22 protein-coding genes are annotated in these 21,867 nt (G+C 68.2%); 12 read left to right on the top strand and 10 right to left on the bottom strand.

Annotated features, from left to right (window positions below):
• Positions 1-66: 66 nt before the first annotated feature.
• The 3 genes from ABD832_RS25155 to ABD832_RS25145 all read left to right on the top strand — a co-directional run bounded on the left by ABD832_RS25155 (position 67) and on the right by ABD832_RS25145 (position 3,974).
• A complete protein-coding gene (locus ABD832_RS25155) occupies positions 67-1,218 on the top strand; it encodes an alanine racemase (RefSeq protein WP_344899579.1) in 1,152 nt (383 codons plus the stop codon).
• A gap of 288 nt (positions 1,219-1,506) precedes the next feature.
• Positions 1,507-2,574, top strand: a complete 1,068-nt coding sequence (locus tag ABD832_RS25150; RefSeq protein WP_344899577.1) for a lytic polysaccharide monooxygenase auxiliary activity family 9 protein — start codon at positions 1,507-1,509, stop codon at positions 2,572-2,574.
• A gap of 212 nt (positions 2,575-2,786) precedes the next feature.
• Complete coding sequence (locus ABD832_RS25145) at positions 2,787-3,974, top strand: monooxygenase (protein ID WP_344899576.1); 1,188 nt, start codon at positions 2,787-2,789, stop codon at positions 3,972-3,974.
• A gap of 398 nt (positions 3,975-4,372) precedes the next feature.
• Here the strand turns inward: ABD832_RS25145 and ABD832_RS25140 are convergent, their stop codons facing one another.
• From ABD832_RS25140 to ABD832_RS25130, 3 genes are all read right to left on the bottom strand, one after another.
• Positions 4,373-6,238 carry a CASTOR/POLLUX-related putative ion channel gene (locus ABD832_RS25140; RefSeq protein WP_344899575.1) on the bottom strand — a complete coding sequence of 622 codons (1,866 nt, stop codon included), beginning with the start codon at positions 6,236-6,238 and terminating at the stop codon, positions 4,373-4,375.
• A 109-nt stretch (positions 6,239-6,347) separates the two neighbouring features.
• Entirely contained in the window at positions 6,348-6,839 is a 492-nt protein-coding gene (locus ABD832_RS25135; protein ID WP_344899574.1) for a DUF4262 domain-containing protein, read from the bottom strand.
• A 251-nt stretch (positions 6,840-7,090) separates the two neighbouring features.
• On the bottom strand, positions 7,091-7,756 hold the full coding sequence (locus ABD832_RS25130; RefSeq protein WP_344899572.1) for an AAA family ATPase: 666 nt from the start codon (positions 7,754-7,756) through the stop codon (positions 7,091-7,093).
• A 110-nt stretch (positions 7,757-7,866) separates the two neighbouring features.
• On the opposite strand from ABD832_RS25130, the gene ABD832_RS25125 reads away from it, so the two are divergent.
• Positions 7,867-8,100, top strand: coding sequence for a helix-hairpin-helix domain-containing protein (locus ABD832_RS25125; RefSeq protein ID WP_344899570.1), 234 nt, complete (start codon positions 7,867-7,869; stop codon positions 8,098-8,100).
• A 90-nt stretch (positions 8,101-8,190) separates the two neighbouring features.
• Here ABD832_RS25125 and ABD832_RS25120 read toward each other — a convergent pair whose 3' ends face one another.
• Complete coding sequence (locus tag ABD832_RS25120; RefSeq protein ID WP_344899568.1) at positions 8,191-8,406, bottom strand: hypothetical protein; 216 nt, start codon at positions 8,404-8,406, stop codon at positions 8,191-8,193.
• Positions 8,407-8,661: 255 nt separating this feature from the next.
• Between ABD832_RS25120 and ABD832_RS25115 the strand changes: the two genes are divergently transcribed.
• Positions 8,662-9,174 carry an FBP domain-containing protein gene (locus ABD832_RS25115; protein ID WP_344899566.1) on the top strand — a complete coding sequence of 171 codons (513 nt, stop codon included), beginning with the start codon at positions 8,662-8,664 and terminating at the stop codon, positions 9,172-9,174.
• Positions 9,175-9,292: 118 nt separating this feature from the next.
• Positions 9,293-9,685: a PPOX class F420-dependent oxidoreductase gene (locus tag ABD832_RS25110; RefSeq protein WP_344899564.1), complete on the top strand. Its 393-nt coding sequence runs from the start codon at positions 9,293-9,295 to the stop codon at positions 9,683-9,685.
• A 9-nt stretch (positions 9,686-9,694) separates the two neighbouring features.
• On the opposite strand, the gene ABD832_RS25105 is transcribed toward ABD832_RS25110, so the two are convergent.
• Positions 9,695-10,534: an alpha/beta fold hydrolase gene (locus ABD832_RS25105; protein WP_344899562.1), complete on the bottom strand. Its 840-nt coding sequence runs from the start codon at positions 10,532-10,534 to the stop codon at positions 9,695-9,697.
• Positions 10,535-10,728: 194 nt separating this feature from the next.
• On the opposite strand from ABD832_RS25105, the gene ABD832_RS25100 reads away from it, so the two are divergent.
• The 4 genes from ABD832_RS25100 (at position 10,729) to ABD832_RS25085 (ending at position 14,339) form a co-directional block, all read left to right on the top strand.
• Positions 10,729-11,574, top strand: a complete 846-nt coding sequence (locus ABD832_RS25100) for a class I SAM-dependent methyltransferase (RefSeq protein WP_344899560.1) — start codon at positions 10,729-10,731, stop codon at positions 11,572-11,574.
• A 47-nt stretch (positions 11,575-11,621) separates the two neighbouring features.
• Complete coding sequence (locus ABD832_RS25095; RefSeq protein ID WP_344899558.1) at positions 11,622-12,269, top strand: TetR/AcrR family transcriptional regulator; 648 nt, start codon at positions 11,622-11,624, stop codon at positions 12,267-12,269.
• 240 nt (positions 12,270-12,509) lie between these two features.
• Positions 12,510-13,691 (top strand): hypothetical protein, encoded by a 1,182-nt coding sequence (locus ABD832_RS25090; protein WP_344899556.1) that lies wholly within the window; start codon positions 12,510-12,512, stop codon positions 13,689-13,691.
• A 288-nt stretch (positions 13,692-13,979) separates the two neighbouring features.
• Entirely contained in the window at positions 13,980-14,339 is a 360-nt protein-coding gene (locus tag ABD832_RS25085; protein WP_344899554.1) for a hypothetical protein, read from the top strand.
• Between the two features lie 195 nt (positions 14,340-14,534).
• Here ABD832_RS25085 and ABD832_RS25080 read toward each other — a convergent pair whose 3' ends face one another.
• Positions 14,535-15,023 carry an ATP-binding protein gene (locus tag ABD832_RS25080; RefSeq protein WP_344899552.1) on the bottom strand — a complete coding sequence of 163 codons (489 nt, stop codon included), beginning with the start codon at positions 15,021-15,023 and terminating at the stop codon, positions 14,535-14,537.
• 271 nt (positions 15,024-15,294) lie between these two features.
• Positions 15,295-15,726, bottom strand: coding sequence for a hypothetical protein (locus ABD832_RS25075; protein ID WP_344899550.1), 432 nt, complete (start codon positions 15,724-15,726; stop codon positions 15,295-15,297).
• Positions 15,727-16,042: 316 nt separating this feature from the next.
• Between ABD832_RS25075 and ABD832_RS25070 the strand changes: the two genes are divergently transcribed.
• On the top strand, positions 16,043-17,266 hold the full coding sequence (locus tag ABD832_RS25070) for a helix-turn-helix domain-containing protein (protein ID WP_344899548.1): 1,224 nt from the start codon (positions 16,043-16,045) through the stop codon (positions 17,264-17,266).
• Positions 17,267-17,289: 23 nt separating this feature from the next.
• Here ABD832_RS25070 and ABD832_RS25065 read toward each other — a convergent pair whose 3' ends face one another.
• The 3 genes from ABD832_RS25065 to ABD832_RS25055 form a co-directional block, all read right to left on the bottom strand.
• Positions 17,290-18,978 carry a caspase, EACC1-associated type gene (locus ABD832_RS25065; RefSeq protein WP_344899546.1) on the bottom strand — a complete coding sequence of 563 codons (1,689 nt, stop codon included), beginning with the start codon at positions 18,976-18,978 and terminating at the stop codon, positions 17,290-17,292.
• A complete protein-coding gene (locus tag ABD832_RS25060) occupies positions 18,975-19,349 on the bottom strand; it encodes an effector-associated constant component EACC1 (protein WP_344899544.1) in 375 nt (124 codons plus the stop codon). The genes ABD832_RS25065 and ABD832_RS25060 overlap by 4 nt, the downstream gene beginning before the upstream one ends.
• A 662-nt stretch (positions 19,350-20,011) precedes the next feature.
• Positions 20,012-20,641 (bottom strand): MerR family transcriptional regulator, encoded by a 630-nt coding sequence (locus ABD832_RS25055; RefSeq protein ID WP_344899542.1) that lies wholly within the window; start codon positions 20,639-20,641, stop codon positions 20,012-20,014.
• A gap of 113 nt (positions 20,642-20,754) precedes the next feature.
• Between ABD832_RS25055 and ABD832_RS25050 the strand changes: the two genes are divergently transcribed.
• Positions 20,755-21,786 carry an aldo/keto reductase gene (locus ABD832_RS25050; RefSeq protein ID WP_344900073.1) on the top strand — a complete coding sequence of 344 codons (1,032 nt, stop codon included), beginning with the start codon at positions 20,755-20,757 and terminating at the stop codon, positions 21,784-21,786.
• Positions 21,787-21,867: the final 81 nt, after the last annotated feature.

The following is a 21,867-nucleotide window of genomic DNA, read 5'->3' as shown; positions in this document are numbered from 1 at the left end:
TCCGACCGCTTCCTGCGGTGACGGCGGCCGGGCGTGTCGGGCGTCCTCTCGGTCATGCTGGAGACCATGAGCTCCACCCGTCCCGCGTCCCCGGCCCCTGATGCGGCCCCTGATGCGGCTCCGGTCGCGGTCCCGGTCCCGACTCAGGTCTCGACTCAGGCCCCGGCCCCGGGATCGGGGTCGCCGCCCGCCTACGTCTACGACCTGGCCGAGCTGGACGCCCACGCCCGTGCCGTCCGGGCCGCGCTGGGGGACGTCGAGCTGTACTACGCGGTGAAGGCCAACCCCGACCCCGAACTGCTGCGCACGCTCGTCCCGTACGTGGACGGCTTCGAGGTGGCCTCGGGCGGAGAGCTCGCGCACGTCAGGGAGCACTTCCCGCACGTGCCGGTCGCGCTGGGCGGGCCCGGCAAGACCGACGCCGAGCTGCTGGCCGACGTCACCCGGCTGCACGTGGAGAGTCCCGGCGAGCTGCGCCGGCTGCTCGCCTCCGGCCGCCCCGCCGACGTGCTGCTCCGGGTGAACCTGGACGTCTCCATCGAGGGGGCCGCGCTGGCCATGGGCGGCGGCGCCACCCCGTTCGGGATGGACCCGGCCGGCGTCGACGAGTGCGTCGCACTGCTCCGCACCCAGGAGGCCGTACGGCTGCGCGGGATCCACGCCCACCTGGCCAGCGGCCTCGACGCCCCCCGGATGCTGGAACTGGCGGCGACGATCCTGGACTACGCGCGGACGCTGGGCGTCACCGAGATCAACCTCGGCGGCGGCATGGCCGTCTCCTACGCCGACCCGTCGGACCGGTTCGACTGGCAGGCCTACGGCCGGGGCCTGGCCGCCCTCCGCCGTCCCGGGGAGAGGCTCCGGATCGAGCCGGGCCGGTCGCTGACCGTCTACTGCGGGCGCTACGTGACGTACGTCATCGACGTCAAGCGGGTGCACGGCGAGCTGTTCGCGGTCGTGGCGGGCGGGACCCACCACCTGCGCACCCCCGCCACCAAGGGCCACGACCAGCCGGTGCTCGTGTCGCGGCCGGGCGAGCCGGTCACGATCGTCGGCCAGCTCTGCACCCCCAAGGACGTGCTGGCCCGCAGGGTCCCCGTCGCCCTGGAGGCCGGGGACCGGGTGGAGTTCGCCATGGCCGGCGCCTACGCCTGGAACATCTCCCACCACGACTTCCTGATGCATCCGAAGCCGACCTTCCACTATCTGACCGCGTGACCCCGTAAGGTCCGCGACGGCGAGACCGAACCCGTGCCCGCTCCCACGGCTGGACCGCGAGTCCGTCCTCACGCGCCGGAGGGTTCCCGCACGGCCTGTCACGGCGGGACCGCGAGTCCGTCCCCGGGCGCCCGGAACACCGTGTGCGCGGGCGGAATTTGAATGTTTCATCGTTCCTGCGGCGAATGTCCAGGTCACCGGTTCCCCGAGGGGCATAACCGTTGTTCCTGACCGTCGGTTAGGAGATGGTGGGCCCCGGATGCACCCTTGAATCTCAGAAGGAGACCCGTGCAGACGCTCTCCCGCACATTGCTTCGAAGTCTGCTCGCGATCGCGGGCGCCGCGATGCTGCTCGCCACCGCACTGGTCGTGCCCGCGTCGGCGCACGGCTCGGTGAGCGACCCCCCGACCCGTAACTACGGCTGCTGGCAGCGCTGGGGCGGCGACTTCCAGAACCCGCAGATGGCCACCCAGGACCCCATGTGCTGGCAGGCGTGGCAGGCCAACGTGCAGGCCATGTGGAACTGGAACGGCCTGTACCGCGAGGGCGTGGCAGGCAACCACCAGGCTGCCATCCCCGACGGCCAGCTGTGCAGCGGCGGCAGGGCCGAGGGCGGCCGCTACGCCGCGATGGACGTCCCCGGGGCCTGGAAGACGGTCGACAAGCCCGCCCGCTTCACCCTCAACCTCCTCGACCAGGCCATACACGGCGCGGACTACATCCGTGTGTACGCGACCAAACAGGGCTTCGATCCGAAGACACAACGGCTGGGCTGGGGTGACCTGGAACCGGTCGGCCAGACGGGCCGCGTCGCCACGGGCGCCACGACCCCCGTCGAGGTGAACGCCCCGGGCCGTTCCGGTCACCACATCGTGTTCACGATCTGGCAGGCCAGCCACTCGGACCAGTCGTACTACTTCTGCAGCGACGTGAACTTCACGGGCTCGAACCCCACCCCGACCCCGACTCCCACGCCCACCCCGACCCCCACCCCGACGCCGACTCCCACGCCGACGCCGACCCCCACGCCGACCCCGACGCCGACTCCCACCCCCGGCCAGGGCTGCTCGGCCACGTACCGGGTCGTCTCCACGTGGGGCGGCGGCTACCAGGCCGAGGTCCGCGTCGTCGCCGGCTCGGCCGCGATCTCCGGCTGGACGGCCGGATGGACGCTCGCCGGCGGGCAGACGATCAACTCGTCGTGGAATGCGACGCTGACGACCAGCGGATCCACCGTGACGGCGCGCAACGCCGCGTACAACGGTTCGCTCGCCGCCGGAGCCGCGACGACGTTCGGAGTCCTCATGTCCGGCACGCCCGGCACCGCGCCGACGGTGACCTGCAGCTCCGCCTGATCCACATCGTCCGAGCATCCGCGCCCGCCCGCCGGTCCCCCGGCGGGCGGGCGCCTTGCCGTGGCCGGACGACCTGCCCGGTCACGGCGGCCGGATGAAGTGGATCATCATCTTCAGGGCTGGTGACCCCCGGAATTCCTTCCGACCTCAGGATGAGAAGGTCGGGCTCCTGGACCGATGAGAAAACCGGCGCGGGCGAGGAGGCTGGAGACATGAAAACGACACGATGGGCGGGTGCCGCCGTCCTCGCGCTGGCGGGCACCCTTGTCGTCACGTCATGCGGGCGGGACGCGAGCACCGCGCATCCCTCCGCCGCGTCCCCCGGCTCCCCGAGTGCCGCCGCGCACTCCGGCCACGGGACGAAGGCGGCTCCGCCACCGGCCGCGCCGCTGCGGGCCGGGGAACGCTTCGTCAACCTGACGCTGCCCAAGCCCTACACCCCGGACGCGCCCCCCGGAGCGACCGACGAGTACCGGTGCTTCCTGCTCGACCCCGGCCTGACCGCCCCGGCGTTCCTCACCGGCAACCAGTTCCTGCCGCAGAACACCGACCTCGTGCACCACGCGATCGTCTACGCGGTCGAGAAGGACGCGGCCGAGAAGGCCGGTGCCCTCGACGCGAGCACTCCCGGTGACGGCTGGACCTGCTTCGGCGACGCCGGGATCGAGCAGGGCAAGTGGATCGGTCACTGGGCGCCGGGCGCCGACGAGACGCTGCTCACCCAGAAGGTCGGCCACCCGGTGGCCGCCGGCAGCCGGCTCGTCCTGCAGGTCCACTACAACCTGCTCGCCACCCAGGGGAAGACCGGCAGCGACCGGTCGGGCATCCGGCTCCGGTTCGTCGACGGCGACTCCAAGATCACCGCGCTGGAGACCACCCAGCTTCCCGCTCCCGTGGAGCTGCCCTGCACCCCGCAGGAGTCGGGCCCGCTGTGCGACCGTGACGCCGCCCTCAAGGACCTGGGCCGGCGCTTCGGCGAGCGGTCGAACCAGGCACCGAACTGGCTCGCCGGGATGTGCAACAAGGGACAGCCGCTGCCGCCGGGCGACACCCAGCACTGCGAGCTGCCGCTGCCCGCCAACGGCACGATCTACGCCCTGGCCGGGCACATGCACCTGCTGGGCCGCTCGATCAAGGTCGAGCTCAACCACGGCCGTTCCGGCGAGCGTGCCCTTCTCGACATCCCGCGGTACGACTTCGACGAGCAGGCCATCCGGCCGCTGGCCGAGCCCGTCGCGGTCAAGAAGGGCGACCGCCTGCGGGTCACCTGCACCCACGACGCGGGCCTGCGCACGATGCTGCCCGCGCTGAAGGGCTCGGCCCCGCGCTACGTCGTCTGGGGCGAGGGCACCAGCGACGAGATGTGCCTGGGCCTGGTCCTGTGGACCCCCGGCGCGTGAGGCCACCCTCGTGACGAGCGTCCCATGACGCGTCTCCTGCGTGACGAGCGGCCCGTGGCGCACCCCGCGTGACGAGCACGGCGAGGCGGAACCCTCCCCGCCGGGGACCTCACCGGAAGCGGCCTCCACCGGGGGGTGACCACTCCCGGTGAGGTTCCCCGGTTACGAAGAGGCGGCCGATGCTCATATGCTGCCTCTCGTCGTTTTTCCGCGCGGCGACCGCGCAGCACCCGAGGAGAGCCCACCGTGTACAAGGAGTTCGCGATCGAGGCCGTGGTCTGGCTGATCCCCGTCGCCGTGCTGCTGGGGCTCGCCTTCATGATCACTGCCTGATCCCCGTCGCGGCCCCGGCCCGCTCCGTGCCCTCGAAGGGCACGGAGCGGGCCGGGGCACGAGGGTCAGCGTTCGGCCAGGACGATCACCGAGTCGCCGGGGCCGAGCCGGAGCGGACGTGACTTGTCCGGGTTGAGGACGACGCCGAAGTGCGGCGCCTCGTTCTGCCGATCCGCCAGGCGGTAGCCGATCGCGGTCTCGCCCCGGCGGCGGGCCGACTCGATCACCGAGGCGAAGTCGACCGGCGCCCCCGGCCGGACGTACCGTTCGGCCGGACGCGGGTAGATCTCCGAGCCCCGGGAGTCGAAGAGGCAGCCGAACACCTCGGCCAGGTGCCGGTTCTCGGCGAGCTGCGCCAGCAGCAGGCCGATCACCGTGTCGCTGATCACGATGTCGTCGGCCTCGGTCACCTCGGCCAGGCCCCGGTTGTGCTCGTCGTGCATCTCGCTGACGATCGAGTAGCGCTCGTGCAGGGTGGTCTGCATGTCGCGCAGGTGGAGCAGGGTCGTCAGGGTGCGGATGTCGGCGTGGCCGGGGTCGTAGCGGTCGTCGGAGAGCACGATCACGTGCTGGTAGAGGCCCAGGCCCAGTGACTCCAGCGCGTAGCGGTCGGAGGTGTCGCACTCCTTGACGTTCACCGTGAGGTTCTTCAGCCCGTCGAGGACGACCGTCGCCCCCGGGTGGTCGGAGGCGATGTCCAGCATCGAGCCCGGCGCGACGTAGGCGTCCAGGTAGCGGACGATCTGGCGGCCCCGGCCGTTCCAGTTGAGGACCAGCGTGCGCTCGGGGCTCGGCCCGGTGCGCTCGTAGGAGACGATCGCCTCCTCCCGGGCGCCGGGCATGCCGTCGGCCAGATGGATCACCGAGTCGTCCTGGGCGATGACGATGATCTCGTCCGAGGCGGAGATCACGGTGTCCATGGGCGGGTTCAGCGCGATCCCGTCCGCCCGGCGCAGCCCGATCACCGTGGCGGTCTGGTAGGCCGGGAGCGCCGAGCCGTACGTCATGCCGGTGAAGTGCGGATCCGAGCGCAGGTAGATCTCGCCACCAGTGAAGTCGAGCAGGTCCATGCAGACCACCGAGACGCCCGACTGCCGCGACGACTGCACGATGAGCCGGGAGGCGGTGTCGTCGGAGTCGACGAGGTGGACGTCCGGGCCTCCGGCCAGGCGGGCGGCGGCCATGTTGGAGCTCTCGGCGACGGCGGCCACCACCGGGGGATGGTCACCGTCGCGCCTGGCCAGGGCGAGCAGCGTCTTGATGACGTGCGCGTCGGGATTCTCCCCCTGCGGGGACAGCACGACCACCGAGCGCGCCGAGCCCAGGTTCATCAGGTCGAGGTCGGTCGGCTCGGAGGGGCGGCCGGTCCGGCAGACCAGCCGGGTCCTGCCGGTGTCGCCCACGAACCGCCGGATCTCGTCCTCCATGGCGAGCTTGTCCTTGTCGGCGAGGATCGCGATGACCGACTTGCGGTCGCTCGCGTGGGCCTGGACCAGCTCGCTGATGATGGTGAACACCTGCTCCGACCATCCCAGGACCACGATGTGACCGGTCTCGATGATGCGGGACCTGCCCTTGCGCAGCTTCTCGAACCTGCCCATCAGCCCGTTGGCGAGGACGCCGACCAGCGCGCTGACGATGAAGATCCCGCCCAGTGACGCGATGAACATCAGGGCGACGAACGGCGCGCTCCCGGTGTCGGTGGCCACCTTGCCGGGGCTCAGCGTGCGCATCAGGGTCGTCCACAGCATGCCCGCGGCGCCGTGGTGCTCGGCGGCCTCGCGCGGGGTCAGCCACAGGCTCGCCGCCGTCACCAGCACGATCAGGCTGAGCGAGATGAGGGCGAGCCACCCGATGAGGGCGGTCGTACCACGCGACATGGTGTTGTCGAACCAGTAGCGCAGCCGTTCCCGGAACGTCGCCCGTGACACGGATCGCCTCCCCCCGTGAGTGAACAATGTCAACGATCGCATGGAATCGTAGGCCACCACGGGGGTTCGGGTGGCTGACCGGGACCGGTCAGGCCCGCCGTCCCGCCCCTCAGGGCAGCTTGGTCCAGGGGCCCGGGGCGTGCTCGTCCTTGGGGATCCACAGGGCGGGCTGGAGCTCGCGCAGCCTCGGGTCGCAGCCGTCGTTCCAGGGGAAACGGCCCGCGGCGTCGGGCCAGACGATCTCCATGAAGGGCAGCGGGGGCCGCTGGTAGAAGTGCAGCGCCGTGCCGAAGAGCGACCGGTACCAGCTCGTGTCCACCGGCTTGGCGACGACCGGGTAGTTCCTGATCACGTCGTCCCGCTCGCGGCCCTCGGCCAGGTGGTGCCCGGCGGCGATCCCGTCGGCCAGCGTGCCGAGGCAGTTGCCCATCACGTCCACCCGCAGGCCGAACATGGCCACCTCGGGGGAGCGGAGCGTGTGCCAGAGCCCGACGGTGAACGCCCAGCCCGGCCCGTCCTCGTCCTCGGGGACCATGACGACCGCCCACCCCCGGTCCCGTACGTTCCGTATCGTCCGCAGATCCGCCTCGTCGAGCTCCACCTCGCGCTGGACACACAGCAGACAGTGACAAACAGGCTGGTCGTACATATACCGAGCGTAGTGCGCCACGGGCGTCGAAGGGGACGGCACGGGCCCCGCCCCGATGGCCGGGACCGGACGCCGGTCCGCTCTCCCGCGCGGTGTCCTCGGCCGTTCCCGGGCGGCCGGGCCCGGACCCCGCACGGCCACCGGGCCCGGGCCCTGCGCGGTCACCGGGCCCGGAGATCTCGTGGCAGGTCTCCGGGGACCCCTCAGGGAAGATCACCGGGGGCGGAGGTCCTCGGGAGGATCCGCTCGGCGGGGGCTCGCCGTACCCGGCCACCGGTCCGCCGTACGCCGGTCCTGGCGGGCGGGGCGACCGGCACCGCGTCCGGCGTCCTGGCGGCCGGACGGTGCCCGCCGCCCTCGACCTGAAGGCCGACGGCGTGCGCGACCTGCGACGGCGTCAGCTGCGTCGTGTCGACGACCTTCCCCTCGCGGATCAGCCAGGGCAGGGCGTCGAGGTAGTCCGGGAGGTGGTCCAGCCGCCACTGCCGGGCCTCGGGGTCGAGGGTGTCCTCCTCGATCCGCCGGGTCAGGGTGGCCTGGTCGGTGTGGAGCACGACATGGTGGACGGGAATGCGGGACCGCTCCAGCCGGGCGCGGATCTCCGTCCAGTACTTCTCGACGAGGACCGTCTGCGGGACCACGAGAACCCCTCCGACGTACGCGAGCAGCCGCCGGGCGGTCTCCACGACCAGGCCCCGCCACGGTGGCCAGTCCTGGAAGTCCTCGACCGGTGGCAGGTCCGGGACGTGCCGCAGCATGACGCCGACCTGCTCCGGATCGAAGAGCCGGGCCTCGGGGATGATCGAGACGAGCTCCCGCGCGGTCGTCGTCTTGCCCGCGCCGAATGTGCCGTTCAACCAGACGATCATGACATCGAGGGTAGCCACCCCGCCCGATCCTGTCGTACGGAGATGCAAGACTCGCATGTCCGCGACCCCGTCCGACCCCGGCGTCCGGCCACGTTCCCGAAGGAGGCGTCATGGCGAGCGCGAGCGGTGAGCAGAGCGAGAGCGACATCCCGGTGGCCATCGGCAGGCCCGCGCGCGGTGCCCTGGCCGCGGCCGGCTACGACACGCTGGCCCAGGTGGCCACGGCGACCGAGAAGGAGCTCCTGGCGCTGCACGGCATGGGCCCCAAGGCCCTCGGCCTCCTGCGCGCCACCCTCGCGGAACGCGGCCTCACCTTCGCCGGGGCCGGCCGCGACGCCACATGACGGTCTCGCCGGGATCGGCCGCGACGCCACGTGACGGTTGCGCCGGGTCGGCCGCGACGCCACCGTGCGCGTGACGGTCTCCCGCGTCGTTCAGTCCTGCGTGCGGGCGAACAGTTCGAGGTGGAAGCACCGGGTGCAGCGGAAGGCCTCGACGTCCCAGCGGGTCTTCCCGAAGCGTTTCACGCCGCCGAAGATGCCGCGTTCCAGCGGGCCCGCGATCCAGCGGGCGTAGCCGTAGGAGTGCTCCCCACCGTCCTCGACGAATCCCGGCTCCAGGTCCGTGCCGTCGCACTGGGTGCATCGCATGCCCGTATTGTGCCAGTGCTCCGATCCCGCGTCCCGGGAGATCCCCGTACCCCAGGAGCCCGCGGGGCCCGATGACGACGGGCCGGAAAACCGGTCGACACGGCAGGAACCACCCTGGAAAACTGGCCACCGGCCATGCCCGCAGGGGCCGCCCTCCGGCCGCGTCCGTCACCCCGTTCTCCCCCGACCCGGAACGATCGGCCGTGAGCGTCGGGACGGGGCATACGGAAGATCATTCACAACGGTAGGTGGACCATGGACCCGATCGGCGAGAAAGAGATCCGCGGATCCTTCGTCAACTGCTCCAAGGGAGAGGCGCGCAGGATCAACCTGCCCAGGGCCCTGCCCGAGCTGCCCTGGGCCGATCTCGACTTCCTGGGCTGGCGCGACCCGGGTGCGCCGGACCGCGGCTACCTGGTCGCCGGGCATCGGGGCGAGCTGGTCGGCATTTCCCTGCGCGTCGCGCAGGAGGTCCGCAGGAGCTTCACCAAGAGCACCGTCTGCTCGGTCTGCGTCACCCCGCACCCCGGCACCGGCGTCTCCCTGTTCGTCGCACCCCGGGTCGGCGCGGCGGGCCGCCAGGGCAACACGGTCGGCACCTACATGTGCGCCGACCTGGCCTGCTCCCTCTACGTACGGGACATCAAGAGGTCCGAGCCCGGCGTGCGGTTCGAGACGCTCACCACCGAGGAGCGGATCACGCGGGCCGTCGCCAACCTGGAGGGCTTCCTGGACAAGGTCTTCGACGGCGACCTGCGCTCGGCGTGAGCCGGTCCGGGGCCGTCGCGGACCCGCCCCGACCCCGGCCGGCAGACGGTGAGTAGGCTCGTCACGACCGTGCTGAGCTGCCAGAACAGTGTCGCACCCGACTGGCCGAGAGATCGCCGTGAAACTCACCGAAGAACTGCTCGCGCTGCTGCGCCGGCCGAGCACCTGCTACCTCGCCACCTCGATGGCCGACGGCTCGCCGCAGCTGACCCAGACCTGGGTCGACACCGACGGCGAGCACGTGATCATCAACAGCGTGCAGAGCCACCTCAAGACCAGGAACATCGAGCGGGACCCGCGCGTGGCCGTCGCCGTCTCCGACCCCGCCGACCCCTCGCGCTACTTCCAGGTACGGGGCAGGGTGCTCAAGGTCACCACCGACGGCGCGGCCGACCACATCGAGATGCTCGCCCAGCGCTACCTCGGCACCTCCTATCCCTGGTACGGGGGCCGTGACCAGGTCCGCGTGATGTTCGTCATCGAGCCGGAGAAGATCAGCAGCATGGGCTGACGCTGACCCTCAGGCCCGGAGGAACGCGTCGATCGGCCCGGTCTGGCCGAGGATGGCGTGACCGGCCTCGGGGAGCAGGTGCACGATCGAGTGCGGGACGCACTCACGGACGCGCCGCGCGGTCCTGCGGGAGTCCAGCATGGCGTCCCGGCCGCCGACGATGACGAGCACGGGCATGTCCAGGCCGCGCAACGCGTCGTCGGAGAACACCGGCAGCCTCTCCCTGCGCGGGTTGAAGTGCGTGAACGTCAGGACGACGGCGTCGAGCACCTCCCGGTCCCGCTCCCCGTCCAGTCCCGCCACGGCCATCGCGGACTCGCGCAGCCCGCCGCGCCGGAACGGGCTGGTCAGCAGGGCCTTGAGGATCCAGCCGACCTTCTGCCGTCCCACGCCGCCGGGGCACAGCAGGACCAGGCGGGTCACGCGTTCCGGGCGGCGGATCGCGTAGTCCAGGGCCGTCCAGCCGCCGAGGGACGCGCCGACGAACGCGGCACCGGTGATCCCGAGCCCGTCCAGCACGTCGTCCAGCCAGAGGGACACGGCGTCGGAGTCCAGGGCGGGACGCGAAGGCGCGCTCAGCCCCGGCTCGCCGACGAGGTCGACGGCGTACGTACGGAAGTGCCGGGACCAGGTGGCGACGTCCCCCCGCCACATCGACGTGTTCGCACCCGAGCCGTGCAGCAGCACCAGGGGCGGCGCGTCCCGGGGGCCGGAGGCGAGGACGAAGGTCTCGCCCTCGCGGGTCGGCACCCGCAGGTGCTCGGCGGGGACCGGCCAGGCGTCCAGCACCCGCCGGTAGGTGTCGCGGAGCTCACGCTCACCGGCCTCGGACTTGTAGATCATGGTCATGGAACCACCTCCTCGGCCACAGTGAAGGCCCTGTCACCGTGTCAAGGTCAACCCACGTGACGGTTGACATCTCCCTTCCGCCGCTCTCATTATGAACATGCATTCATGAACGAGCGTTCATTACGAGGGCGTCGTGACCGTACCGGAGACGGGGGTCGGTCGCGCCGTCCGGCGAGACCCACGGAAGGGGTTCGATGTCCTCCATCGTCAACACCGAGCAGGCAGAGGCCTGGAACGGCTACGAGGGCAACCACTGGGCCGATCACCCGGACAGGTACGACGCCGTGAACAGCGGCTTCAACGACCACCTGCTGACGGCGGCCGCCATCGGCGACCACGACCACGTGCTCGACGTCGGATGCGGCAACGGGCAGCTGACACGGCTGGCCGCCCGTCGCGCGCGGCTCGGGCACGCCACCGGGATCGACCTGTCGGAACCGATGCTGGCGCGGGCACGTGCCACCGCGACCGGCGAGGGGGTCGCCAACGTCACCTTCACCAGGGGCGACGCCCAGGTCCACCCCTTCGCCGCCGCGAGCTTCGACGTGGCCGTGAGCCGGTTCGGCATCATGTTCTTCGCCGACCCGGTCGCCGCGTTCGCCAACATCGGCCGCGCCCTGCGGCCGCGAGGACGCCTGGCCCTGCTGTCCCTGCGGGGGATGGGCGACAACGAGGTGGGCACCGTCTTCGGGGCGATGGTGGAGCACCTGCCGCCGAACCCCGCCCCGGCCGGGCCCGGCGCTCCCGGACCGGAGTCGCTGGCCGACCCGGACCGCATCCGCGAGGTGCTCACGGGCGCGGGTTTTGAGAAAGTGTCCTGCACGCCCGTCGACGCGCCGCAGGTGTGGGGCCGGGACGCCGAGGACGCGAGCCGGTTCCTCGGAGCGTGGGGGCCGGTCCGCTTCCTGCTCGACCAGGTCGGCGAGGCCACCGCGGCCCGCGCCCGTGACGCGCTCACCGAGGCGCTGCGGCCCTACGAGGAGCCCGACGCCGTACGGCTGCGCGGTGCCGCCTGGCTGATCACCGCCACCCGTACCTGACCGTTCTCCCTCGGCCCGGCCCCGGGCGGTCACTACGATGTGATGCGATGTCACCCAGAAAAGCAGCCGCCCTGCGTGACGGCGAGGGCGACCGGAGTCTGCGCGAGCACCTGATCGCCGCGGCCGGACGCCTCATGGCCCGGCGCGGCACGGCCGGGCTCACCGTCCGCGACATCGCCCGCGAGGCGCAGGTCGCCGACGGCGTGCTGTACAACCACTTCGAGGGCAAGGAAGAGCTCCTCGCGCTCGCCCTGCACGCCCACGTCCGGACCGTCGAGCGCGAGCTGGGCGAGCGGCCCACCACGGCCGGGAGCGGGACGGTCGAGGACAACCTGCGCGCCTACATCACCCAGGGGCTGGCGCTGCACGCCGCGATCCTGCCCTCCTTCGCGGGCCTGCTCGGCCGGCCCGAGGTCCTCGTCCGGTTCGCGAGCCTGCCCAACCCCGTGGCGGGCGGGCGAGGACTGCGGGCGGACCTGGCCGCCTACCTGCGCGCCGAGCGGGACCTCGGCCGTCTCGCCCCGGACGCCAGCACCGAGGCCGCCGCCACGATGATCATCGGTGCCTGCCACGAGCTGGTCCTGCCCCACCTGCTCGGCGGCGGTACGGCGACCGCGCTGGAGATCCCCCCGGGGTTCGTCGACGAGCTGCTCACCGTCGTCCTGAGGGGCATCGGCCCCGCCGGGACCTCCTGAGAGCCGATCCCCCGACCGCGAGGACGGTGACCGTCCACTCCGCGCGGATCCGGCAGGGGGCGTGCGGAGCCCGCCCGGACCTCCGCCGTTCAGGTTCGCCGCGTACGCCGTCCAAGAGGACTTCCCGACCGGAGGGGCGAAAATCGGTGAAAAGGTGATTTATAAGGAACCGAATAATGCGAAGACGGACAGGCGAAATGCTGCTGGTGGGTGCACCTCGTACACGTTAGGTTGACGAGCGTGAGCACCGAATATCACCTCCCCCACAACTACACGACCGCGCGTCCTGAGCAGCTTCCCGCCTTTCCCAAGGCGCTGGGAGTGAGCGACCACTGGACGCCGTCGGCCATCACCCTGGCCGCCGGGAAGAAGCCCGGCACCCTGACCCTGACCAGTGCCCCGCCCTACGACTCGTCCCAGCACCAGTCCTTCGGGATCGGAGTTGGCACGTTCCAGTTCGACATGGCGACCCGCACCTCCAAGGGGTGGGGAGGCGGCATGGTCCGCTACCTCCAGTCCGGCAGGCCCTGCGTGTGGAAGCCGGAGGAGCCGAAGGAGGGCAGCTTCCACCTGGCGCTGGAGATCTCCGCCGAGGACGCCGCCGCGGTTCGCGCCTCCGAACGGGAGCACATCGAGGATTTCCAGCTCGCCTGGGACCGCTCCTTCGGGCTGGTCTCCGGTCTGCTGCCCACGTGCTCCGCGGATTCGACGCAGGGGGCGATCAAGGCGCTGGTCACCCGTCTGATCGCGATGGAAGCGGCGTACGTGATCCCGGCCGATCCCGACGAACCGGGAAACTGGGGTCCGCACATCCTCAAGGTGTACAAGGCGCTGTGTGCCCACTCCTACAAACGCGACGACAAAGGCCACCACTCGCCGATCCGGTACGAGTTCACGGTGCACGAGAAGACCATCACCCTGCGCTTCGCCTTCGGCCCGAGGCATCCCAGCACGGAGTTCGTGATTCCCGGCGAGATCTCCCCGGTCTTCACCGCCGCGAGCCATGAGGAGTACGTCCAGGCGAAGCAGGCCGCCGCGTCCCGGCCTCCCGCGGCGGCCGATGCGAGGCTGGACGTCGGCACCGTGGTCGTGTGGTCCGATGCCGCCCGCGACGGTCGGCTGTTCGAGGACTACCCGCTGGGGCTCTCCATCGCCGAACAGACCATCCACGCCGTCCCCGACCCCGACCCCGACAGCCAGCGGTGGGTGGTGGACATGCCCGCCATCAACGGCCGGCTCCACTTCGAGGAGGGAACGGTGGTCGCGGTGAACGACACCCACACGTGGGTGAGGATCGATTTCCGGGACCACGAGGACGACGGCTCGTTCACCTGGGCCACGCCGAAAGTGGCGCAGCTCGGACTTCCCGACGGACACGGCTACGTGTGCCTGCGTCACCACCTGCTGAAGCCGAAGACCTGACCGGCGCCGTCCCCGTCGGCCGCACCGGGCGGCTCCCCGGCGGACCGGCCGACACCCGTCCTCGCTCCTCGCGCTCTCACGGTGCCGGTCGAGGAAATCATCGGGACGCCCGAGGAAATCCTCGGGACGCCCCTGCCGGGCTCGCCGAGGTCAAGGGCGAGAAAGGCGCGTCCTGGTGAATCCGGTCGCCACCCAAGGCGAAAAACCACCCAAATTAACCCTTATGGGCTGATCGCGTCGAGTGTCATACTGGCCCCGCCCAAAACCTTGATCAGGGAGACCGATTCAATGCGCAAATCCTTCACATCAGCCCTCGTCGCACTCAGTGTCGCCGCCGCATCCGTCGTCTTCGCGCAGCCCGCAGCCGCCGAGACGCGCCACACCTGCCGGCCGTCCTACATCACCAACAAGTGCGCCAGCGGCTACACCCCGGCCAGGACCGACCTGCACCGCGTGTGGATCGGCCTGGACACCACCTCCATCGCCACCTGGGAGGTCTGGGACCGCGAGACCGGCGTACGGGTGGGCCGTGGCACGGTGAGCCCGAACAAGAGCTTCCGCGGTGCGGTCAACGGCCTCTACGGCACGAAGTACCAGCTGACCATCAAGGCCGACTGGGGCACCTACGGGTTCATCTGCGACTGCTGACCACCTGCCCGTCACCGTACGGCGACCGTCGCCGTACGACCGGGCACGACCTGCGGCCACCGGGTGATCCTCGTCCGTCGACACGACGGCCGGGGATCACCCGGTGGCCGTTCGCGTCCCCGGCCACCGCCCCGGGCTCCGTCCCTACCTCGCGACGGAAGGAACGACCCGGGATACGTCGTCGTCACGCCCGGCTCAGTCGTGGTCGTACGGTCCCGTCCACCGGACCGGCACACCGGGTCGTTCGGCCTTCGCGCCGGGCGAGCCGAGTTCGAACCAGATGACGGTGCCGGTGGAGTCGCGGTGGAAACCCCAGCGGGTGGCGAGCTCGTTGACGAGCAGCAGGCCCCGGCCACCCGTGGCGGCCGGCCCGGAGTCCCTCGTACAGGGAACTCCGGAGGCTCCGGCGTCCTGGACGGTGACCAGCACACCGCGAGGAGTGAACGCCACGGTGACGACGAACTCCCGAAGCCGGTCACCCGCTCCGCCGGGATCGGGCCGGTAGGGCTCGGCGTGGACGGCCTCGGCGGGTGCGGCGGAGTGCTCGATGGCGTTGGTGGCGAGCTCGCTGGTCAGGAGCAGGGCGTCGTCGAGGAGCGGGTGACCGTCCCCAAGGAGCTCGGCGACGAACTTCCGTGCCTGCCTGACCTGGTCACGACTGGCGGCGAACCGCTGGGAGATCACGGGTGTATGAGCATGGGACGCCGACCAGCCTGGTATCCGCCCAAGGTGCGGTGACCACATCGCACCAGGGAGACCCGATCCCGTGGCGTCGCCGGTCGTCGTCCGGAAGCGGTCCGCGAACACCCCGACGAGCGCGGACAGCAGTCGCACGGTCATTCCGGCCGTCCCCTTTCGCATCCTTCGCGGGTGATCGCGGTGTCGGCCACGTCCACCGTGTCCGCTGTACCGGCGTCGGCCGGTGCACCGGCCGCGGCGCCGACGAGAGGGGAACTCATACCTGAACCCCTCTCCGGTACGACTCGCGCCTGCCCGGCCGGGGCCGTACACCCGGTGGCGACTCCTGCCCGTGGGGCGGTGCGGCCATCGCGGCCGGTCGCGCGTGACGTCCCCTGCCGACGGGGGAGCCCGCAGGGGGATGGGCCGGTGCGCGCAGCGGCACGGTGGTCAGCGGATTCGGCGTGACGTGCCCGGTCATGGGCGCGGGCAGCCGACCACAGAGCCCGAGACGACGCCGGGCCGCCATGCGGGTACGGACCTGCGCCGGGGTGGGCTGCTCCCACAGGTGACCGGGCCGGTGCGGCAGGCTGGCGGCGTCGTGCGCGTACGGGGGATGACCGCACCAGCGGCACCCGAGGGGTGAGGGCGGCCGCTCGGCATGCCAGCGGACCCTGACGATCTTGATGGTTCCCCTATGGTTGAACACAGGTCGCACCTCCACTGTGCGATCGAGGCTCTGCCCGGCGACCTCATTCGCCTGGCAGAGCCGCCTTCTACGACGTCGCCGACCACACTCGCGCCGTGGCCGGTGACCGAGCTTCCGTTCCGGGAAGCGCCGGTCGGAAGCGGCACCTCGTCATCGAGGCCAGGTGGCCCGATCACCCGTATCAGCGGCCGTTTCCGTATCCATCGCTCCTTCACGCAGAGCGACGGTAGTGATGCGGAGAGGCAGCGACATCAGTGCGGTTGATACTTTGGCGGGGACGGGAGCCAAGCGCGGTATGGCGGGTTACCGTGAGGCCATGGCCTACTCTGACCCGGCTGCGGAGAGTGTGGGAAGGCGCGTACGACGTGCTCGTAAGCGCGCGGGCATCACCCAGATCGAGCTGGCGCGACGCATCGGCCGCGCGCAGTCCTGGGTGTCCGGGGTGGAGAACGACAGCATCCCGTTGGACTCCATCGCCCTGATCAACACCCTCTCCCGGGTGCTGCGCGTCCACCCCAACGAACTCACCGCGCGTCCCTACCGCGGTGACACGCCGGCCGAGGACCGAGGGCACTCGGCGATCCAGGAGATCCGTCGCCAACTGGAACGCTACGACCTCGATCCCGAATGGTCCGGCGACGTACGCCCGATTTTCGAGCTGCGATCCGAGGTCGAACGTCTCATGTGGCTACGGCGGGAGACACGCTATGCCGACATGGCCGACAGGACTCCTGCACTGATCGCCGAACTTCAGGCGGCCACCCACCTCTGCCCTGATGCCGATCGCATGAAGGCCTACCAACTGCTCTCGATCGCCTATCGGGCAGCCGACGCGGTCGCCTACAACCTCGGCTACGCCGATCTCTCGGTGATCGCCACCAACCGGATTCACTGGGCGGGAGAGCGAGCGGGGGACGTCTACAGCGAAGCGCTGTTCGCCTATCTACGGACCAGGAACCTGTGGGCCAGTACGTCGTGGAACGACGCGCTCACCGTGCTCGACACGGCATGTACGAAGATCGAGGGCGAGTACACCGCAGGTCATCCAGAGGCGTTGGCCGTCTGGGGAGGACTCCAACTGAGGGCCTCGATCACAGCAGCTCGTAAGAACGACGCCGATGAGGCATGGTCACGACACCGGCTCGCGGCCGAGGCGGTCACTCGACTTGGTGCGCGTCAGCGCACCAACTACTACGAGCTTTCCACCAACCAGCCCAACATCGACATCCATGGCGTGGCCATAGCCGTCGAACTGGGTGACGGACCGCGGGCCGTACAACGAGCGCAGACGGTCCACCTCCCCAAGGATCTCCCAGCCAGCCGTGCCGGTTACCACCATCTGGACTACGCCCGAGGACTGCTGTGGTGCGGTAAGCGCGATGACGCCCTGACGGAACTCGAACGCGCGGAGAAGATCGCCCCGATGCTCGTCCGCAACCACCCGATGGCCCAGCAGGCCGTACGAACGTTGCTGGAACTTGAGCGCTATGGCTACCGAGAGCGCATTCGACGGCTTGGTGTGCGGATGCACATCCTTTGAAAGGAACGGCCACGGATAGGTCGTTAGATAGGGGAAACGTACGGATTGGAGCTTGCTCTTTGATGGAGTTCCCGATGATATCTCAAGTGATCTTGACTGACTCGATGCTTATTGTTCATTCGTAGATCGTCTATAATCTCACCGGTTATTTGATCAACGACCTGAAGTTTTTCGTCTACAACGACTGCGCCGTACTCGAAGAGCATGCGGTGATTCGGGCACAAGCATAAAATATTGTCTCGTGTATCTGGCCCGTTATGAGGTATGCCGAGCCCACGGATATGGCTGGTTTCCGCATACCTAAGGCCGCCGATCGTTTCTAATGCTATGCCGCAGATTTGGCATTCGTGATCGTGTGCCTTTTTGACGTATTCGGCAAGCTTTCGATCTTGATAGATGCCACGAGAAACCTGTTCCCAGCGGTTAGGAGCTAGGTGCGCTTGAGTATCCTTGGAGCCTCCTGATTCATACTCGTCTAGAGCTTTGCTGCCCGAGTCTTCATTGAGTGCTTCTAGACGAAACTGCAGTATGCGATAATTGTCCTCCCCGATCGTCGACCAGTGATCGGCAACAATGAAGAGGCCATCATAGCTATACCCTTGAGACGGAGAGTACTCTGTTCCTGCCTCTGACCCGCGTATGACCCGTACAGGCAATCGGCTCATCTGGCTGGCGATCAGAGCGGAATTCCCAGGATCGCTTTCATGCTGGTCGGCAATTTGATGGCCTGTGTTTGGATCTCTTCCTCCATGTCCCGTGTAGATAATCACGTCTCCATAGTCTTTATCGTCTTTGTAGCCCCCTGATACGACGATCGACTCAGCGCCACCATTGCGCTGCGTACCGCAGATTCCGGCTTGTAAAGGTCTGTGTACGTTCGCCTTGTGCAGTGCTTTCCTGTCTGGAAACTCTGTTCCAATTTCAATGCCCGGGACAGGGCCGTAACCAGGAGGAGTTTCATTCTGTGAAACAACTGCACGATTATTGATGATTTCTAGCTGACCTGCAGTGTTGCGGTTCTGTATCTGAGGGAGAGGGGCTGTCTTTGATCTCAATGCCGAGTGAATGTGATTGTATATGTTGTTTATGGTAAGGCGCTTCGGCTGACCTTCTATGCCGTTCTGGAGAATATTAATCAGTTCGGCGGTGAAGGTTGTGTATAGCTCGCCCGGAGGAGCTAGAGAGAGTTTATCTTTTGCAGCGGAGGTGATTACGCATGTACCTTCAATGTTTGCCTGCGCGGAAATAGTGTCAGTGCTAGACATTGATCTGATTGCGCGACCGCTGTAGCAGCAATCTAGGATCGCGATTTTCCGCTTTGCGTTGCCGTGTATGATTGCTCGACGTATGTGATCGTATGCGACAGATGTAAAAGAGACCCGCCTGGGATCGTCATCTGATTTAGTCAGTGCTAGGAATAGTTCTCCGAGGTCCGGTCCGGCAAGTCCATGTCCTGCAAAATAAATAATTAGCGTGTCAGTTGCTTCCTCTGATGCCTTTATGACAGGGTCGATCATCTGAGGGATTTCGGCTGGTTCTCGAATTACTCTGCAATGCTGTGGTGGAAGTCCCCAGATATTGTGATCACATAGTGCTTCTTTTATGGCGGCAAGGTTGTTGGCGACGGTCGGTAAGTTTGGTAAGTTCTCGATGTCGTATTGGCTTGTGCCAATGAGGACGGCGCGAGACAAGCGAGGATCGGGTAGTTTCACTTAGACTCCTCCGATCCACCGGGCTTTTCGTTAAGAGCTTGAAGGATCTTCTTTGTGATTTGATCGTCGGCATCGCTTACAGTGACTTCGACGTCTCCGCGCTTAAGTGTTACCGCCACCTTCTGTCGACGGGTTGCCCTCCAGGCAAGATAAGCCAGTGTGAAGTTTGCTAACTCAAAGCCGTTACTAAGAACTAGATCGATGGCTTCTAAAGCTGAACCCATCTCGCTTTCCCGAGGCGAGCTCTGTCGCACGGACACTCGTGCATGCCGTCGAACGTCTTCGTCGTCTTGTAACCACCTGTAAAAGGATCGCAGCTCTTCCTCTGCCTCGCTGCCGCTCATGTTCACATTGATGATGTCTGCGCTCATGTCGCTACCTCCGGTTGCTCTAGTCGAAGACAGAGCTCGGTATGTCCATAGGGCGAAAATGGTGAAACCAACCCTATAGGGGGCTTGATGAAATCTCATACCACATGAGCATCCATCCCAAATGGGAGATATGTCTGATTTGGAATGGATGGTGTGCATCGGTAGGTGCGACTCTGAGCAGCTTCCGGATAGGCGGTCGACAGGAGCTTTGTTCGCTGAGAGTCTTCGTCGCCTGGTTCGATCCCGGAGCGGAGTTTCCCGCCTGCGCCGAGCTGTCGGCGTGGTTCGGGGCGGTTCCCGTCACATGACGTCCTGGTCACCCGGCCGCGGGAGGTCGTCCTGGAGCGGGTACGGTCCGTCTATTACAGGCGACCCACACCGTATCTGCCGGACAGTCCTTCGCAGGTCGAGCGGTTCACCGGCGCGCAGGCCCGCTTCGGGGTCGGCGGGGTTCTGGCCTCCCTGTCCTGCCAGTACGTCAGCCACTCGTGGGCAATCACCGCGACCGAGCACAAGCCGCTCCAGCTCGCCATCGCGCGACGTGTCGAATCCGCCGTGACCTCGCTGATCCGCTCATTCGCAATGGGTGCCTGCGTGATCCGCATGGCGGGAGGCGGTCGGATCCCTGGCGCGGGAGCCGTTTCTCGGGTCGACGTAGTCGGTTACTGCTTCGCCGATCCTCCGTAGGCGATGTCCTCCTGGGCGAACCTGCGCAGCGCGCTGAAGACGATGTCGCCGAGCGCCGTCCAGACGATGGCCCTCTCGATGAGGGCGTCCGCGTCGGGCTCCTGGACCAGCAGCTCCATCTCGGCCTGGGCGACCTGCCGGGCCGCCTGGGCGTAGCCCTCCAGCAACTTCAGCTGCTCGGTCTGGCCCAGGCGGGACAGGGTGGCGAGTGCCGAGGTCAGCGTCTGCCTGGCGGGGTTGGTCTGTCTGACCTGCCAGCCGAGCTGCTCGATCAGCTCTTCGGTCTGCTTGCTCGCCGCCTCCCACGCCTCGTCCTCGATCACCGGACGAGAGTTGGTCATGGCGAACTGGGCCTTGCCGACCGAGTCCAGGGGGCTCATCCCCGGCCCGTACATCTTTTCGAGGACCTCGCGCGTGGCCGCGACGCTGAGCCCGCCGACCTCGATGAGCGCCTTGACCAGCCTGAGACGACGGACGTGACTTTCGGCGTACTGCGCCTGGTTGTGGCTGGTGCGCTCCCCGGCGGACAGCAGGCCCTCACGCAGGTAGTACTTGATCGTCGGAACGGGCACGTCCGTACGCCGACTCAGCTCGGCAATCCGCATGGGTCCTCCCTCAGCCTCTCAGTACCCCTCGGTGGGACCTTGCCAACCCCGGTAAAAGGATAGTAGAAAGTGCTCCTATCCATTTTTTGGGTACGATCTAGGAGGTGATCGTAATGGACTACCGCCTGTTCGGTCAGACCGGCATGAAGGTGAGCCCGATCTGCCTCGGTGGCATGATGTTCGGCTGGTGGGGCGGCAACGGCTACGAAGAGTCGTCGAAGATGATCCGGCGGGCGATCGACGCCGGGGTCAACGTCATCGACACGGCCGACATCTACGCGAACGGTGAGTCCGAGGAGCTGATCGGCAGGTTCCTGGCCGAGAGCGGTCTGCGCGACCGGATCGTGCTGGCCACGAAGGTGCACGGCTCGATGGGAGACGATCCCAACCACGGCGGTAACAGCCGCCGCTGGATCATCCAGGAGGTCGACAACAGCCTGCGCCGGTTGCGTACCGACTGGATCGACCTGTACCAGATCCACCGTCCCGACCCCGGTGTCGACATCGACGAGACACTGGGGGCCCTCACCGACCTGGTGCGCGCGGGCAAGGTGCGCTACATCGGAAGTTCGACGTTCCCCGCGTACCAGGTGGTGGAGGCGCAGTGGGCCGCCGAGCGGCGGAACAGGGAGCGGTTCGTCGCCGAGCAGCCGCCCTACTCGATCCTCGCCCGCGGGGTGGAGGCCGACCTGCTTCCGGTCTGCCGGCGGTACGGCCTGGGCGTGCTCGCCTGGAGCCCTCTGGCCGGGGGCTGGCTCACCGGGCGTTACCGGGAGGGAGGCGAGCTTCCGCAGAGCAGGCGTGCCGCGATGCTTCCCGACCGTTACGACATGACGCTGCCGGAGAACCGGCGCAAGCTCGCCGCGGTCGAGCGGCTGGCGCTGCTGGCCGAGGAGAGCGGGATCTCGCTGATCGACATGGCCCTGCGGTTCGTGCTCCAGCACCCGGGCGTGACCTCGGCGATCATCGGGCCTCGCACGATGGAGCACCTGGAGAGCCAGCTCGGCGCCGCCGACGCGAGCCTCTCCGAGGATGTGCTGGACCGGATCGACGAGATCGTGCCCCCCGGAGTGACGATCAACGCCGCCGACGCCGGTTGGCGTCCCCCGGCCGTGGTCGACGCGTCGCTGCGCCGCAGGCGCTGACCTCGGAAAGCGTGAGCCGCGACCCCGAAAAGCATGGGACGTGACGAAGGGGTCTGGCTTCGAAAAGGAAGGAAAGGAAGG

This window comes from Streptosporangium longisporum, from assembly GCF_039534895.1.
Lineage (GTDB): Bacteria > Actinomycetota > Actinomycetes > Streptosporangiales > Streptosporangiaceae > Streptosporangium > Streptosporangium longisporum.
Note: the sequence above shows the minus strand (reverse complement) of the source record. Positions and strands in the feature narration are given on the sequence as shown.

Coding starts and splice junctions, on each gene's coding strand:
- ABD832_RS25155 (WP_344899579.1), top strand. CDS start 67: ATGAGCTCCACCCGTCCCGCGTCCCCGGCCCCTGATGCGGCCCCTGAT.
- ABD832_RS25145 (WP_344899576.1), top strand. CDS start 2,787: ATGAAAACGACACGATGGGCGGGTGCCGCCGTCCTCGCGCTGGCGGGC.
- ABD832_RS25130 (WP_344899572.1), bottom strand. CDS start 7,756: ATGATCGTCTGGTTGAACGGCACATTCGGCGCGGGCAAGACGACGACC.
- ABD832_RS25125 (WP_344899570.1), top strand. CDS start 7,867: ATGGCGAGCGCGAGCGGTGAGCAGAGCGAGAGCGACATCCCGGTGGCC.
- ABD832_RS25120 (WP_344899568.1), bottom strand. CDS start 8,406: ATGCGATGCACCCAGTGCGACGGCACGGACCTGGAGCCGGGATTCGTC.
- ABD832_RS25115 (WP_344899566.1), top strand. CDS start 8,662: ATGGACCCGATCGGCGAGAAAGAGATCCGCGGATCCTTCGTCAACTGC.
- ABD832_RS25105 (WP_344899562.1), bottom strand. CDS start 10,534: ATGACCATGATCTACAAGTCCGAGGCCGGTGAGCGTGAGCTCCGCGAC.
- ABD832_RS25100 (WP_344899560.1), top strand. CDS start 10,729: ATGTCCTCCATCGTCAACACCGAGCAGGCAGAGGCCTGGAACGGCTAC.
- ABD832_RS25095 (WP_344899558.1), top strand. CDS start 11,622: ATGTCACCCAGAAAAGCAGCCGCCCTGCGTGACGGCGAGGGCGACCGG.
- ABD832_RS25085 (WP_344899554.1), top strand. CDS start 13,980: ATGCGCAAATCCTTCACATCAGCCCTCGTCGCACTCAGTGTCGCCGCC.
- ABD832_RS25070 (WP_344899548.1), top strand. CDS start 16,043: ATGGCCTACTCTGACCCGGCTGCGGAGAGTGTGGGAAGGCGCGTACGA.
- ABD832_RS25060 (WP_344899544.1), bottom strand. CDS start 19,349: ATGAGCGCAGACATCATCAATGTGAACATGAGCGGCAGCGAGGCAGAG.
- ABD832_RS25055 (WP_344899542.1), bottom strand. CDS start 20,641: ATGCGGATTGCCGAGCTGAGTCGGCGTACGGACGTGCCCGTTCCGACG.
- ABD832_RS25050 (WP_344900073.1), top strand. CDS start 20,755: ATGGACTACCGCCTGTTCGGTCAGACCGGCATGAAGGTGAGCCCGATC.